The sequence below is a fragment of the Sphingomonas sp. 1F27F7B genome, assembly GCF_005503355.1.
In the GTDB taxonomy this organism is placed as follows: domain Bacteria; phylum Pseudomonadota; class Alphaproteobacteria; order Sphingomonadales; family Sphingomonadaceae; genus Sphingomonas.
The window spans coordinates 42,792-57,720 of sequence record NZ_SCMK01000002.1; the positions used below are offsets into that span (position 1 = coordinate 42,792).

The 14,929-nt window shown below is 69.1% G+C and carries 14 protein-coding genes; 9 read left to right on the forward strand and 5 right to left on the reverse strand.

Annotation, left to right across the window (positions count from 1 at the left end; genetic code table 11):
* The first annotated feature begins 40 nt into the window (after positions 1 to 40).
* The 4 genes from plsX to FFS08_RS01925 all read left to right on the forward strand — a co-directional run bounded on the left by plsX (position 41) and on the right by FFS08_RS01925 (position 2,857).
* A complete protein-coding gene (gene plsX, locus FFS08_RS01910) occupies positions 41 to 1,072 on the forward strand; it encodes a phosphate acyltransferase PlsX (protein WP_137862862.1) in 1,032 nt (343 codons plus the stop codon).
* A 10-nt stretch (positions 1,073 to 1,082) separates the two neighbouring features.
* Positions 1,083 to 2,054, forward strand: a complete 972-nt coding sequence (locus FFS08_RS01915) for a beta-ketoacyl-ACP synthase III (RefSeq protein WP_137862861.1) — start codon at positions 1,083 to 1,085, stop codon at positions 2,052 to 2,054.
* Positions 2,055 to 2,168: 114 nt separating this feature from the next.
* Positions 2,169 to 2,468, forward strand: a complete 300-nt coding sequence (locus FFS08_RS01920) for an integration host factor subunit alpha (protein ID WP_086127751.1) — start codon at positions 2,169 to 2,171, stop codon at positions 2,466 to 2,468.
* 11 nt (positions 2,469 to 2,479) lie between these two features.
* On the forward strand, positions 2,480 to 2,857 hold the full coding sequence (locus FFS08_RS01925; RefSeq protein ID WP_137862860.1) for a MerR family transcriptional regulator: 378 nt from the start codon (positions 2,480 to 2,482) through the stop codon (positions 2,855 to 2,857).
* Between the two features lie 125 nt (positions 2,858 to 2,982).
* On the opposite strand, the gene FFS08_RS01930 is transcribed toward FFS08_RS01925, so the two are convergent.
* The 3 genes from FFS08_RS01930 to FFS08_RS24175 form a co-directional block, all read right to left on the reverse strand.
* Entirely contained in the window at positions 2,983 to 3,516 is a 534-nt protein-coding gene (locus tag FFS08_RS01930) for a SixA phosphatase family protein (RefSeq protein WP_137862859.1), read from the reverse strand.
* An 11-nt stretch (positions 3,517 to 3,527) separates the two neighbouring features.
* Entirely contained in the window at positions 3,528 to 6,227 is a 2,700-nt protein-coding gene (locus FFS08_RS01935) for an ATP-dependent DNA helicase (protein ID WP_137862858.1), read from the reverse strand.
* A 71-nt stretch (positions 6,228 to 6,298) separates the two neighbouring features.
* Positions 6,299 to 6,433 carry a hypothetical protein gene (locus FFS08_RS24175; protein ID WP_283214627.1) on the reverse strand — a complete coding sequence of 45 codons (135 nt, stop codon included), beginning with the start codon at positions 6,431 to 6,433 and terminating at the stop codon, positions 6,299 to 6,301.
* Positions 6,434 to 6,647: 214 nt separating this feature from the next.
* Between FFS08_RS24175 and FFS08_RS01940 the strand changes: the two genes are divergently transcribed.
* Together FFS08_RS01940 and FFS08_RS01945 are read left to right on the forward strand one after the other, a co-directional pair.
* On the forward strand, positions 6,648 to 7,328 hold the full coding sequence (locus tag FFS08_RS01940) for a hypothetical protein (protein WP_137862857.1): 681 nt from the start codon (positions 6,648 to 6,650) through the stop codon (positions 7,326 to 7,328).
* An 89-nt stretch (positions 7,329 to 7,417) separates the two neighbouring features.
* Positions 7,418 to 8,995 (forward strand): lysine--tRNA ligase, encoded by a 1,578-nt coding sequence (locus tag FFS08_RS01945; RefSeq protein WP_137862856.1) that lies wholly within the window; start codon positions 7,418 to 7,420, stop codon positions 8,993 to 8,995.
* A 4-nt stretch (positions 8,996 to 8,999) separates the two neighbouring features.
* Here the strand turns inward: FFS08_RS01945 and FFS08_RS01950 are convergent, their stop codons facing one another.
* Complete coding sequence (locus tag FFS08_RS01950) at positions 9,000 to 10,472, reverse strand: DUF389 domain-containing protein (protein WP_137862855.1); 1,473 nt, start codon at positions 10,470 to 10,472, stop codon at positions 9,000 to 9,002.
* A gap of 82 nt (positions 10,473 to 10,554) precedes the next feature.
* Between FFS08_RS01950 and nhaA the strand changes: the two genes are divergently transcribed.
* Positions 10,555 to 11,841: a Na+/H+ antiporter NhaA gene (nhaA, locus tag FFS08_RS01955; RefSeq protein WP_137862854.1), complete on the forward strand. Its 1,287-nt coding sequence runs from the start codon at positions 10,555 to 10,557 to the stop codon at positions 11,839 to 11,841.
* Here the strand turns inward: nhaA and FFS08_RS01960 are convergent.
* A complete protein-coding gene (locus FFS08_RS01960) occupies positions 11,742 to 12,917 on the reverse strand; it encodes an MFS transporter (protein WP_137862853.1) in 1,176 nt (391 codons plus the stop codon). The two genes, nhaA and FFS08_RS01960, sit on opposite strands and share 100 nt — an antisense overlap.
* On the opposite strand from FFS08_RS01960, the gene FFS08_RS01965 reads away from it, so the two are divergent.
* Positions 12,916 to 13,569 carry a hypothetical protein gene (locus FFS08_RS01965; RefSeq protein ID WP_137862852.1) on the forward strand — a complete coding sequence of 218 codons (654 nt, stop codon included), beginning with the start codon at positions 12,916 to 12,918 and terminating at the stop codon, positions 13,567 to 13,569. The two genes, FFS08_RS01960 and FFS08_RS01965, sit on opposite strands and share 2 nt — an antisense overlap.
* Entirely contained in the window at positions 13,566 to 14,843 is a 1,278-nt protein-coding gene (locus tag FFS08_RS01970) for an MFS transporter (RefSeq protein ID WP_137862851.1), read from the forward strand. The genes FFS08_RS01965 and FFS08_RS01970 overlap by 4 nt, the downstream gene beginning before the upstream one ends.
* Positions 14,844 to 14,929: the final 86 nt, after the last annotated feature.

The window sequence follows — 14,929 nt, forward strand, 5'->3', positions numbered from 1 at the left end:
TCGGCAACGATTGGGCCGAATCGCGCGGGGGCATGCGAGTATGACGAATTCCTCTCGAATCGCCGTCGATGCGATGGGCGGTGACGAGGGAATTGCAGTCATGCTCGCCGGTGTCGCGCGCGCGCGCCGCCGGTTCGAGGGCATGGAATTCATCCTCGTCGGAGACGAGGCGCAGATCCGCGAGGGTCTGAAGAACCATCCGAACCTGACGGCCGCCTCCGAAATCGTCCATGCGCCGGACGTCGTCGCCTCGGAAGAGAAGCCGAGCGCGGCGATTCGGCGCGCCAAGACCACATCGATGGGAATCGCCATCGACCTGGTGAAGCAGGGCAAGGCCGGCGCCGCCGTCTCGTCGGGCAACACCGGCGCGCTGATGGCGATGGCCAAGCTGTCGCTGCGCACCATGCCGGGGATCGACCGGCCCGCACTCGCCGCGCTGATGCCGACGCTGGGCGAGAACGACACGGTGATGCTCGATCTGGGCGCCAATACCGAAGTCGATGCCCGCAACCTCGTCCAGTTCGCAGTGATGGGCGCCGCCTATGCGCGCACCGCGCTCGACCTGGAGAATCCGCGCGTCGCGCTGCTCAACATCGGCACCGAGGAGATGAAGGGCACCGACTCGATCCGCGAAGCCGCGGCCGAGTTGCGCGCCGCAGAGCATCTTCGCCTCGACTTCCGCGGCTTCATCGAAGGCAACAAGCTCTCGCGCGGCGATGTCGACGTGATCGTATGCGACGGCTTCTCGGGCAATATCGCACTCAAGACGGTCGAGGGCACCGCGCGGTTCGTGGCGGATCTGCTCAAGCGCGCCTTCTCCAGTTCGACTCGATCGAAGATCGGCTTCCTGATCTCCAGACCGGCGACGGAGCTGCTGCGCACGCATCTCGATCCCAACAACCATAATGGCGCGGTCTTCCTCGGCCTCAACGGCATCGTCGTGAAGAGCCATGGCAGCGCCAACGAACTCGGCGTCGACACTGCGATCGGCTTCGCAGCCAAGATGCTGCGCGATGATCTTAATCGCCGCATCGCCGAGGATCTCGGGAACTTCGAAGCAAAGGCGGCGTAGACACCTCAAGATGACCCTGCGTTCCGTCATCATCGGCACCGGTTCCGCCCTGCCGCCCCGCCGCGTTTCCAACGCCGAACTCGCCCAGGAAGTGGATACGAGCGACGAGTGGATCGTCGAGCGCACCGGCATTCGCTTTCGCCACATCGCCGGACCGGACGAGACCACCGGCACGCTGGCCGCCGACGCCGCCAAGGCCGCGCTCGCCAATGCGGGAGTCGCCGCGCGAGGCATTGATCTGATCGTGCTCGCCACTGCGACGCCCGACCAGACCTTCCCGGCCACCGCCACCAAGGTGCAGGCGCTGCTCGGCATCGACGACTGCGTGGCGTTCGACGTCGCCGCGGTCTGCTCAGGCTTCCTCTATGCCGTGCAGGTTGCCGATTCGATGCTGCGCGCCGGCGTCCACAAGCGGGCGCTGGTGATCGGCGCGGAGACGTTCAGCCGCATCCTCGACTGGGAGGATCGCGCGACCTGCGTCCTGTTCGGCGACGGCGCCGGCGCAATCATCCTGGAAGCCCAGGATACGGATCACGAAGAGGGCCGCGGCATACTCGCGACCAAGTTGCACGCGGACGGCCGCCATAACGCGCTGCTCTACGTCGATGGCGGGCCCTCGACCACGCAGACCGTGGGCAAGCTGCGCATGAAGGGCCGCGAGGTATTCCGCCACGCCGTGGTCAACCTCGCCACGGTGATGCAGGAATCGCTCGCTGCCGCCGGGCTCGCGCCGTCCGACGTCGACTGGGTGGTGCCGCACCAGGCCAATGCCCGCATCCTCGACGCCACCGCCCGCAAGCTCGACCTGCCGGCCGAGAAAGTGATCGTCACCGTCGACCAGCATGCCAACACCTCCGCCGCGTCGGTGCCGCTCGCGCTCGATACCGCAGTGCGCGACGGCCGCATCAAGCAAGGCGACCTGCTGGTGCTGGAAGCGATGGGCGGTGGCTTCACCTGGGGTGCCGCAGTGGTGCGCTTCTGATAGCTGCGAAAAATCGCAGATAATCGTTCCGGAGCCTCAATGTTCCCGTTTGCTGTGTCGAAACAATCTGATACGACCGACTCGATACAGTAGAACGCAAGGGGGAATTGCCTCATGATGGCTGCGGGCACGCTGACCAGGGCCGATCTCGCCGAATCGCTGCATCGCGAGGTAGGGCTTTCGCGCGCCGACGCTGCCCGGCTGGTCGAGCAGATCCTGAGCCATATGTGCGAAGCGCTGGCCAAGGGCGAGAACGTCAAGATCTCCGGCTTCGGCAGCTTCATCCTGCGCGACAAGGGCGAGCGTGTCGGCCGCAATCCCAAGACCGGCGTCGAGGTACCGATCGCACCCCGCCGGGTCCTTACCTTCCGAGCAAGCCAGATGATGCGCGACCGCATCGTCTCGGCCGGCTGAGGGAAGCCGGAATGCCGGGGGCCGAAAAGGCTGCTGGCGCGCTACGGACGATAGGGGAACTCGCCCAGGAGATCGGGCGCCCCCAACACATATTGAGATATTGGGAAACCCGATTCCCCCAGCTGCGCCCGCTCACCCGGGCGGGCAACCGGCGCTATTATCGGCCCGAGGACGTCGCGTTGGTACGGCGGATCCACGATCTCCTCTCCAACCAGGGCTACACCATCCGCGGCGTGCAGAAGCTGCTCGCGGCGGAGAGGGGAAACCGCGCCGCGCGTGCCGCCGCGGGCACCGGCCCCGCCACGGGCACGAGTGGAGGCAGCGGCGACAAGCGCGGGCTGAAGATCCTCCGCGATTCGCTCGCCCAGGCGCTGGACGAGGACGGCTGAAGGCCGGGGTTGCGACAGAAGATATGGGTCCTGACCCTAGGTTGGGGACTCATATTCCTTCAATCGTCATCCCCGCGCAGGCGGGGATGACGACGGAAAATCAGATACTTGTTTGGGTTCTCAACCTAGCGGTAGTCCGGCCCCAATGTCGGATCGAGATCGCGGGGCCGAGTGAAGCGTACCAGCGCGCCCTTGCCCGGCTTCACGTCCGCCCAGCGCGCCACGTCGAAGCGCAGTTCGGCCAGGCTCGCGGTAGGGAACTTCATCTCGACCGAATCGCGCAGCGCATTCGCACCCGCCAGCAGCAGCACCAGTTCCTCCAGCCCCGGATTGTGCCCGGAGAACAGCACCTGCCCGGCACCGTCGGGCAGCTCGTGCACCAGATCGAGCAGCGTGGCGGCGGAGGCGAGGTAGAGACGCTGGTCCCAATGCGGCGCCAGCTCGCTGCCATAGCCGGTGGCGACCTGGGCCAGCGTCTCGACCACGCGCGCCGCGGGTGAGGCGAGGACGTGATCGAACTCCAGCCCCTCGGCCTTCAGATACCGTCCCATCATCGCGGCGGCGCGCTGTCCCTTGGGGTTGAGCGGCCGATCGAAATCGCGCGCGACCGGATCATCCCATCCCGACTTGGCGTGGCGCAGCAGCGTGAGCGTCTTCATGGAATCCCCGGTCAGGCGTTCGCGGGGGCCTCTTGCCCCAGCTTGGCGGCCAAGGAAAGCCGCACGCGCTCCACTGCCTGATCGAGCGTGACGCGCGTCACCCGGGTGCCCGCCGGAAAGGCGTCGAGCAGCCGCGAGGGGCTGGCCGCGGAAAGCAGCACGAAGGTGCCGCGATCGTCGGCGCGGCGAATCAGCCGGCCGAACGCCTGGGCGAGTCGCGCCCGGACGATCCGGTCGTCATAGGCAGTGCCGCCCCCCGCCAGCCGGCGCGCGGCATGGAGCACGGTCGGCTTGGGCCAGGGAATCCCCTCCATCACCACCAGCCGCAGCGAATCGCCGGGCACGTCCACTCCGTCGCGCAGCGCATCGGTGCCGAGCAGCGACGCGCGCGGATCGTCGCGGAAGATGTCGACCAGCGTGCCGGTATCAATCGGATCGACATGCTGGGCGAGCAGCGGCAGCCCCTCACGCGCCAGCCGGTCGGCGATTCGCGCATGGACGGCGCGCAGCCGTCGGATCGCAGTGAACAGCCCCAGCGTGCCGCCCTCGGCCGCGACGATCAGCCGGGCATAGGCATTGGCGAGCGCGGGCATGTCGCCGCGCTTCACATCGGTGACGATCAGCACTTCGGCCTGTTCGGCATAGTTGAACGGGCTGAGCGCCTCGAAGCGCTGGGCGGGGCGCATCAGATGGACTGCGCCCGATCGCGCCTCGGCCACGTCCCAGTCGCCGCCGGCGCGCAGGGTCGCCGAGGTGATCAACGCGCCATGCGCCTGTTTGAGCACGGTTTCGGCGAAGGGCTTGGAGGGATCCAGCCAATGGCGGTGGAGCCCGACATCATATTCGCGCCCCTCGACGCGATCGACCGCCAGCCAGTCGACGAACGCCGAATCGGCCGGCCCGCCGATGCGCGCGATCAGCGCCAGCCAGGCGCCCACCGTGTCGGCCCGCCAGCCGAGCGACGCGACCGCGCCTTCGATCCGCGCGCGGGCCGGGCCGTCCATCCAGTCGGGCGCCTCGGTGAGCACCGCTTCCAGTCGGCGGCCCAGATGGACGAGCGGGCGGAGCAGCGCGTCGAGCGCTTCTCCGGCCGGACCGGCAGCTTCGACCAGCGCGGCATCGGGCTCGGCCAACTCGGTCTCCAGCCCATAGCCGGCATCGGCGGCGCCGTTGACGTCGCGGGCATAGACCAGCCCCCGCACCGCCGCTAGCAGTTGCTCGACCGGGCCGAACGGCTCCCCTTCGTTCAGGCGCTGGAGCCAGCCCTCGCTGGGCAGGGCGCGGGCGGCATCCACGGCCTCGGCGATCGCCCGGCCGCCCTCCTCGTCATAGCTGGCGACGTCCGATAGCCGCGCCGCCAGGCCGCGCCGGCGGCCGCGCGACCCCGATTCGGGGCCGGTCACCCAGCGGCGGATCTCGATTGCTTCCTGGCCCGTCAGCGCCGCGGCGAACATCGCATCGGCCGCATCGAACAGATGATGGCCCTCGTCGAAGACATAGCGGGTGGGGCGACTCGCCGTCTCGCGGCCGCGCGCGGCATTGACCATCACCAGCGCATGGTTGGCGATGACGATGTTCGCATCCGCCGAGGCGCGGACCGCGCGCTCGATGAAGCATTTCCGGTAATGCGGGCAACCGGCATAGATGCATTCGCCCCGCCGATCCGTGAGCGCGGTCGAGCCGTTGCGGCGAAACAGGGTGGGGAGCCAGCCGGGCAGATCGCCGCCGATCATGTCGCCGTCGGCGGTATAGGCGGCCCAGCGCGCCACCAGCTGCGCCAGGATCGCGGCGCGCCCCGCAAAGCCGCCTTGCAGCGCGTCCTCGAGATTGAGCAGGCAGGCATAGTTCTCGCGGCCCTTGCGCGTGACGATCCGCTGCTTGCGCAGCTCGGGATCGGGGACGAGCCGCTCGCCCTCATGCCCCAATTGCCGTTGCAGCGCCTTGGTGAAGGTGGAGACCCACACCGCGCCGCCCGCCTGCTCGGCCCAGAGCGAGGCTGGCGCGAGATAGCCGAGCGTCTTGCCGATGCCGGTGCCCGCCTCGGCCAGCACCAGATTGGGCGATTCGCGCATGTCGCGCGGGGCAAAAGCGCCCGCGACGGCGGCGGCATAGTCACGCTGGCCCTGGCGGCGCTCGGCGGCACTGCCGGTGAGGCGGGCGAGGCGATCGGCGACGTCCGCATCGCTGAGCGTCACGGTGCGCGGCGCCGCGCGCGGCGGCTGCTCGTTCCATTCGGGCAGCTTCGAGAAGAGCCAGCGCTCGGCCTGGGCCGGCTTGGCGACCATCTGCGACACGATCGGCGCCCAGGGCCAGCGCAGGCGGAACAGCGACTGCGCGGCGTTCCACGCGCCCTCGCGCTCGGGCCAGTCCCCCTCGGCGATCGCGAGCAGCTTCGCCGCGGCGGCGCGAAGGAAGGGCGCGACATCGGCATCGCTTCCCGGCGCTTCCAGCCCGGCGGCGCGGGCGAGCCCCTTGGGCGTCGGCACCATGAAGCGGGCGGGGTGGAGAAAGGCGAACAGCTCGAGCAGGTCGAGCCCCGACAGCTCCGAATAGCCGAGCCGCTGCCCGACCAGCGGCGCATTGAGCAGGATCACCGGCGTGTCCGCCGCGATCCGGATCGCCTCGCCCCGGCTCATCGCACGGCACTCGCCCTCCGGCGTGGCGAGCCAGACGCCGCCATGGCTGGCGTGGAGAGCGGGATAGGGAAGCATGTACGCCTTTCGTTCCCGACCTTCCTAGCCCCGGCCGCGGGGTAAAGTGAAGGGAGCGGGGCCAAATCATTTCACTTTGCGCGGCTCCGCCCGGGCGGCTCGGTGAACATGGCGCGGACCGCGGCCGGCGCGACCTTGGGATCGACGCGGTGGATCGTGCCGACGAACCGGCCGCGATAGAAGCGCGGGCGCGTCTCGCCATTCACCTACATGCTCCTGGACTCAGGCCAGCGCCCGGTCGCGCGCCTCGCGCCGGCAATCCGCCGCGAATTTTCGTCGCGACCAGTTCCATATGGGACTGAGTCGGGCCGGCGGCGATCGGCTATCGCCCTGCCCGTCGCACTCCGCCCACGGCCTTCGCGCCGGGCGGCCCCAGAAAAGAAACAGATCCGCACATCCTTTCCCATGGGGAGTCTCATCATGTCCGATACCCTTCCTGCCTTTCCGAACATCGACAGCACCGACTGGTCGCCGCCGGCCCAGACCGACCCGATCGAGATGGTGCGCGTGACCAAGCCGCTCATCATCTATGCCGATGCCGACAACGCCAACTACCAGGACAATGTGTGGGACGAGCCGCGCGCTTCGGGCTGGCCGCGCCTCAACAACTGGTGGGACAACAGCGCACCGCAGCCGCACCAGTTGGTGCTGCGCAAGTTCTGGAAGCTGGTGCCCGGCACCTTCACTCATCTCTATCCCGGCACGCACCTGCAGAAGAGCTGGGCCTATGAGCATGGCATCTCGACGACCGACACCGAATCGCTGACGGTGCAGATGGGCTTTTCCGGCGGCGGCGTCAGCGCGGGGGTGAGCGCCACGCTCTCGCATTCGGTGACGATCAACGACAAGCAGACCTCCACCATCCAGTTCAACGTCGATCCGCCCGCCTCGGGCACGCGCGTCTGGATGCTCTGGGACCTGATGTACGAATTCATGATCGTGAAGACGGGCACCAACGACGTCATCCCGACGGGCCGCTATCATGGCGATGTCGATTTCAACAATGACGACCATTATTCGGGCGCCTATCTCGACTATCGCTGGACGCACCTGACCATCTCGTCGGGCATATTGTGCCCGCAGGACAAGGTGTTCGCCTGATCCCGGCACCGGTCTCCCGCCCGGCGCGGGAGACCGGATTCGCCGCGGCGCTGGCCCCGCGCGCCCGTCTCCGCTAGAGGCGCGCGGTTATGACCGACACGAACGCCCTGCGCGCCGCCGCATTCGACTCCAAGGCCTGGCCCTATGAAGAGGCGCGCAAGCTGGTGAAACGCTATCCGGAGGGCAAGCCCGACGGATCGCCGATGCTGTTCGAGACCGGATACGGCCCGTCGGGCCTGCCGCATATCGGCACCTTCCAGGAAGTGCTGCGCACCACCATGGTGCGCCACGCCTATGAAGAGATGACGGGCCTGAAGACCCGGCTGATCGCGTTCAGCGACGATATGGACGGGCTGCGCAAGGTGCCGGACAATGTGCCGAACCAGGCGCTGCTGGCCGCGCATCTCGGCAAGCCGCTGTCGCGCATCCCCGATCCGTTCGGGAAGTTCGAGAGCTTCGCCGCCCACAACAATGCGATGCTGCGCGAATTCCTCGATCGCTTCGGCTTCGAATATGAATTCGCCTCCTCGACCGATTATTACGGCTCGGGCCGCTTCGACGAGACGCTGCGCAAGGTGCTGCGCAACTACCGGGCGATCATGGACGTGATGCTGCCCACGCTGCGTGCCGAGCGCGCGGCGACCTATTCGCCGGTGCTGCCGGTGAGCCCCGCGTCGGGCGTCGTCCTCCAGGTGCCGGTGGAAGTGGTCGATGCCGAGGCGGGGATCATCCGTTTCGAGGACGAAGGCGAGACGATCGAGCAGTCGATCTTCGGCGGCAAGGCCAAGCTCCAGTGGAAGCCCGACTGGGGCATGCGCTGGGCGGCGCTCGGCGTCGATTACGAGATGTATGGCAAGGACCTGATCGACAGCGGCGTGCAGAGCGGCAAGATCGCCCAGGTGCTCGGCGGCCGGAAGCCCGAGGGGCTGATCTACGAGCTGTTCCTCGACGCCAAGGGCGAGAAGATCTCCAAGTCCAAGGGCAACGGCCTGTCGATTGAGGAATGGCTGACCTATGGCCCGGACGAGAGCCTGGCCTTCTACATCTATCGCGAGCCGAAAAAGGCCAAGTCGCTGCACCTGGGCCTGATCCCGCGCGCGATCGAGGAATATTGGCAGTTCCGCGCCAATTACCCGGCGCAGGAAGTGGCGCAGCAGCTCGGCAACCCGGTCCACCACATCCACAATGGGAAGGTGCCGGCCGAGACGCTGCCGGTCACCTTCGGGCTGCTGCTCAACCTGGTCAGCCTGCCGGGCGTGGGCAATCGCGAGACGATCTGGGGCTTCCTGCGCCGCTATTCGCCGGAGCTCTCGCCCGAATCGCATCCCGAGCTCGACCGGATGGTGGGCTATGCGATCCGCTATGCCCGCGACTTCGTCGAGCCGACGCTCCGGCGCCGGGCGCCGAGCGAAGCCGAGGCGGGGGCGCTGCGCCAGCTCGACGAACAGCTCGCGGCGCTGCCGGAGCATGCCTCGGCCGAGGATATCCAGAACATCGTCTACGAGATCGGCAAGACCGACGCGTTCGAGAATCTGCGCGACTGGTTCAAGGCGCTCTACGAGACCTTGCTGGGCAGCGAGCAGGGGCCGCGCATGGGCAGCTTCATCGCGCTTTACGGGATCGAGAACAGCCGCAAGCTGATCGCCGAGGCGCTGGCCCGGGCCTGAACGCTCAGGGCGCGGGCGCCTGCCAGGCGAGCACCGCCTGCGCGCCGGTGCCGGACAGGCGCGTGGCGGAAATGCCGGCCGCCTCCAGCCGCGCGATCACCGTATCGGCGTGCCGCCCGGCGACGCCGATCGGCAGATGCAGGCGCCGCGCGCCCCAGATCGCGGTGTCGATCGCAGCGATTCCCGCGGCATCGGGCGCATCGCCCTCGAAGCTGACCGGCGGCAACGGCGCTGCGGGCGGGAGCAAAGTCACCTGCCAGTCCGGCGCAGTGGCGGCAACGCGCTGCTCGAGCGCGCGATAGCTGGCGAGCGAGGCGCCCGGCAGCGGGGCGGCACGCACTTCGGCACGGCGCGCCGCGCCGTCGAGCAGGATGCCGTTCTCGTCGCCCGCGACCAGCGCCAGCCGATCGCGCAGAAGATCGGCCTCGGAGCGCTCGCGCTCGCGCGACTGGGCGGCCGCGATCTGCGCCGATTCGCTGGCGCCGCTCTCGCCGCCGACGCGGACCTGGTCGACATGCACCTCCACCGGATGGCCGAGCGCCGCCTGGATCGCCACGCCGGCACGGGCATCGCCGTCCGCGCGCAGCGAGGGCGTGAACACCACCGCGCGGATCCGCTCGGGCCTTCCTTCGAAATCGATGTCGAGCTGGCTGATCCGTGCCTCTCGCGGGAAGCTGGCGCGGATCGCCTCGCGCACCTGGCGCTGGGCCAGCGCTTCCCAGGCGATCTGCCGCAGCGCGACGCCGAGCGGCACCGCCAGCGCCACCATGCCGACGATGATCAGCAGCCCCTGCAGCCGGGTCTGCGACGGCGAGAGATGCCCGCCAAAGCCATAGAGCCGCGCCATGATCGCCGCGGTGAGCGCGATGGTGACGAGATTGGTGAAGAACAGCAGCAGCGCGCCGCCGGCCACCGTGCCGTTCAGCGTGGCGATGCCGAAGCCCACCACGGCGAGCGGCGGCATCAGCGCGATGGCGATGGCCACGCCCACCACCGTCTCGCCGCGCCCGCGGATCAGCGCATAGCCGCCCGCCATCGCCGAGAGCAGCGCGACGAGCAGATCGAACAAATTGGGCTTGGTGCGCGCCGCGATCTCGCTCGTCACCGTCTGGACCGGCGAAAGCGCGACGAAGCCCGCGCACAGCAGCACCGCGATCGCCGCGCCGGCGGCCAGCGCGAAGGCGGCGCGGCGGATCTCGGCCAGGTCGAAGGTGGCGATGCCGAAGCCGAGGCCGATGATCGGCATCATCAGCGGCGAGATCAGCATCGCGCCGATCAGCACCGCGGAGGACGGCAGCAGCAAGCCGAGGATCGCGATCAGCCCCGAGACGACGACCAGGAAGGCATAGCGCCCGCTGAACCCCGAATCGGCATGCACCCGCGCGAGCACCGCGCCATGCTCGACCGAGCCGACCACTACGCGGCGCCACCAGCGCCAGGGCAGGGCGCGGCCGGCCGAGGGGAAGGGCCTGTCCATTCGCCATCGGTACGGGCTTTGCAGCGCGACATCCACCCCATAGAACCGCCGCATCGGCAAGCAGGAGGGCGACGGGCCGCGCATGAGCAGAATCGAAGACGCAGCCGAGACGATCGCCGAGGCACCGGTCCGCATCGAATCGGCGCTGCGCAGCTTCCTGAAGAGCGAAGCCTCGGGCGGCATCATCCTGATCGCCGCCGCCATCCTCGCGATGATCGCGGCCAATGTCCCCGGCGTCTCGGAGACCTATTTCCACACGCTCCACCGCGAGATCGGACCCACGCTCTCCGCCGTGCATGGGCCGATGACGGTGCATCTGTGGATCAATGACGGGCTGATGGCGCTGTTCTTCCTGCTCGTCGGGCTCGAGATCAAGCGCGAGTTCGTCGACGGCCGGCTCGCCAGCTGGGAGCGCCGCCGCCTGCCGGTGGTGGCCGCCGCCGCCGGCATGGTCGGCCCGGCGATCTTCTATCTGGCCGTCGCCGGTACGACGCCCGGCCTTGCCCGGGGCTGGGCAATCCCGGCCGCGACCGACATCGCCTTCGCCATCGGCGTGCTCGCGATCCTGGGCAGCCGCGCGCCGGCGTCGCTCAAGCTGTTCCTCACCACCGTCGCGATCGTCGACGACATGGGCGCAGTGGCGATCATCGCGCTTGCCTATACCGCGCACATCAGCACGCTGGCGCTGGCCGGCGCGGCGCTGGTGCTCGCCGCCATGTACGTGCTCAACCGCAGCGGCGTGCGGCAGCTCTGGATCTACCTGCTGCTCGCCGTGCTGCTCTGGTACCTCGTGTTCCTCTCCGGCATCCACGCGACCGTCGCCGGCGTGGCCGCCGCGATGACGATCCCGATCGTCAAGTCGCCCGGCCATCCCGACGATGCCGGCTCGCCGCTTCACCGGCTCGAGCACGCGCTGCATCCCTGGTCGGCCTATCTGATCGTGCCGCTGTTCGGCTTCGCCAATGGCGGCGTCTCGCTGGCCGGGGTCTCGCCTTCGGTGCTGCTCGATCCGCTGCCGCTCGGCATCGCGCTCGGCCTGTTCCTCGGCAAGCAGCTGGGCATCTTCGGCAGCATCTGGATCGCGGTGCGGACCGGCTTCGCGACGCGCCCGGGCGGCTGGCGCCAGATTTACGGGGTGTCGCTGCTCGCCGGCATCGGCTTCACGATGAGCCTGTTCATCGGCGGCCTGGCCTTTCCCGACCGGCCCGAGCTGATCGACCATGTGAAGATCGGCGTGCTCGCCGGATCGATCCTTTCGGCGGCGGCGGGCTATCTCGTTCTGCGCTCGGCGAGCACCGCCGCCACCAGCACCAGGAAGCCACCCAGCGAGAGCAGCGCGCCGACCCAGCCGGTCGACGTCCAGCCATAGCCGGCCGCGATCGCGAGCCCGCCCAGCCAGGGCCCGAGCGCGTTGGCGAAGTTGAACGCCGAGTGGTTGAGCGAGGCGGCGAGCCCCTGCGCCTCGCCCGCCACGTCCATCAGCCGAGTCTGCAGCACCGCGCCCAGCGCGCCCAGGAAGCCGATCGCGAAGATGTCGAGCGCGATGCTCCACAGCTGCCCGGCGGCGAAGGGATAGAGCGCGAGCGCGACGGCGCTGCCGAGCAGCAGCACGGCCGCGGTGGGCATCAGCGCGCGATCGGCGAACTTCGGCACGATGATGCTGCCGAGCGTCGCGCCCATGCCGAACACCGCGAGGACGAGGGGGATCATGCCCGCCGGCGCCCCGGTCACCTCGAGCATGGTCGAGGCGACATAGGTATAGACGCAGAACATGCCGCCAAAGCCGATCGCGCTGATGCCGAGCGTGAGCCACACCTGGCCATTGGCGAGCGCGCCGAGCTCCTTGAGCGGGCTCGCGCCATGTTGGGGCGAGTCGCGCGGCGCGAGCGCCGCGACCAGCGCCACCGTCGCCAGCGCAAGCGCGCCGACCACCACGAAGCCCCAGCGCCAGCCCAGCGCCTGGCCCAGCCAGTTGGCGAGCGGCACGCCGAGGATCGTCGCCACGGTGAGCCCCAGCATCATCCGCCCGACCGCCTGGGACCGCTTGTTGACCGGCACCAGCGAAGCGGCGACCAGCGCGGCGATGCCGAAATAGGCGCCATGCGGGAGCCCGGACAGGAAGCGGAACAGCAGCAACCAGTGATAGTCGGGCGCGAGCGCGCTCAGCGTGTTGAACAGCGCGAATCCAGTCATCAGCAGGATCAGCGTCAGCCGGCGCGAGAGCTTCGCTGCCGCCACCGCGATCAGCGGCGCCCCGACGACCACGCCGAGCGCATAGGCGCTGATGACATGGCCGGCGCTGGGCACGTCGATCTTCAGCCCCTCCGCCATGTACGGCACCAGGCTCATCGTCGCGAATTCGGTGGTGCCGATCGCGAAGCCGCCCATCGCCAGCGCGAAATGGACGAGGCCGACATTGTGGGTGCGGGGAGCGGGGCCGTGCATGCGCCTCAAGTGCGTATGCTGCACTGCAGCGTCAACCCCCGGCGCGCGCATCCCGGGTTGCGCCGCCCGCACGGCCACCGCCCTTCCCGGCGCCACGGCGATCGCCTATCCTGTCGCCATGCTCGCCGCCGCCATGTTCCTGCTCGCCGCGCCGGACGCCTGCCCTTCGGACTGGCGCCTGCTCTTCGTCAACGGCCCCCAGGGGGAGGATGTCGCGGGCAGCCGCGCGGCGCTGATCGCGGCGGCGCGCCGCGGCAGCCCGTTGCGGGTCGGCTGGGGCGAAGCGGCCAGGGACGGCAGCTGGTCGGTCGAGGAATTCTCCAATGTCGGCTTCACCAACATCATGGGCGGCCGCGACCTGGTCGTGCAGCTGGAGCCGGCGATGATCCAGAACGATTATCTCGACGCGAAACAGGCCACGCTTCGGGCCGAGCCGCTGGAATGGCGGGCGATCATGTCGACCGACGGGCGCTTCGACGCGCAGATGACCGTCCCCGCCACGGGCAAGCTGTTCCGCACGCTGCGCCAGCGCACGCGGATCCATTGGTACGCGCTTGCACCCGATCCGAAATGTGATGCACGCGAAGCAGTGAACTCGGCACCCCCCGGCCGCGCGAACATCCTGGTCGAAAGCATCAAGCCGGTCGAATGACCGGGCCCGATCCCGCTGGCCCGGAGGCCGGGCCGGAGAGCGCGCCGCATGCCGGATATGCGCGCGGCACCCCGGGCTATCGGCGGCTGACGCTCGCCATGTTGTTCGCGGGCTTCTCGACCTTCTCGCTCCTCTATTCCGCCCAACCGCTGCTGCCGCTGTTCGCCGCCGAGTTCCGCCTCAGCGCGGAAGCGGCGAGCCTCGCCATCTCGCTCGCCACCGGGCCGCTGGCCGTGGCGATCGTCATTGCCGGGATGCTTTCGGACAAGCTCGGCCGCCGCCCCTTGATGGTATTCGCGATGTTCGGCGCGGGGCTGCTCACCACGCTGACCGGGCTGGCGCCGGGCTGGGGCACGCTGCTGGCGTTGCGGCTGCTCACCGGCATCGCGCTGGCCGGAATGCCCGCCGTCGCCATGGCCTATGTCAGCGAGGAGGTGGAACCGCACTCCGTGGGGCCGGCAATGGGTCTCTACATCGCCGGCAGCGCGATCGGCGGCATGGCCGGGCGGCTGGGGGTGAGCCTGCTCACCGAGCTGATCGACTGGCGCTGGGGCCTGATCGGCGTCGGGCTGGTCGGCCTGGCGATGGCCGAGGGCTTTCGCCGCCTCGCCCCGCCCTCGCGCCGCTTCGTGCCGCAGGTCGTGCACCCGGGCGCGGTGCTGGCGGCAGGGCGTGACCTGTTCAGGGACCGGGCGATGCCCTTGCTCTATGCCGAAGCGTTCCTGCTGATGGGCGTGTTCGTCACCATCTACAATTATGTCGGCTTCCGCCTGGTCGCGCCGCCCTTCACCCTCGGCCATGCGGCGATCGGCGCGATCTTCCTGCTCTATCTGCTCGGGTCGGGGAGCTCGGCCTGGTTCGGGCATCTGGCCGAGAGGCGCGGACGGCGGCTGATCTTCTGGATCCCCACCGCAATGCTGCTGATCGGCACCGCGATGACTGCCTCGCTCTCGCTGGCGCTGGTGGTGGCCGGCATCGGCGTCGTCACCATCGGCTTTTTCGGCGCCCACTCGATCGCGTCCAGCTGGGTCGGAAGGCGAGCGCGGGCGAGCCGGGGGCAGGCGGCGGCCTTCTACCTGTTCTTCTATTATCTCGGGTCGAGCGTGCTCGGATCGGCGGGCGGAATCGCCTGGACCGGCTGGGGCTGGAACGGGGTGGCGCTCTTTTGCGGGGTGCTGACGCTGGCGGCGCTGGCGATCGCCGCGAAGCTGGCGACGGTGCCGCCGCTGCCGATCCCCGAAGCGACTCCGCCACGGGCGATGGGCGCGGATTGAGCCCGGCCGATCAGCGGAAATGCGACCAGGCGACCAGCACGCAGAGGAACGCGAGCAGCACCAACAGGACCCGGAAGGGAAGCAGG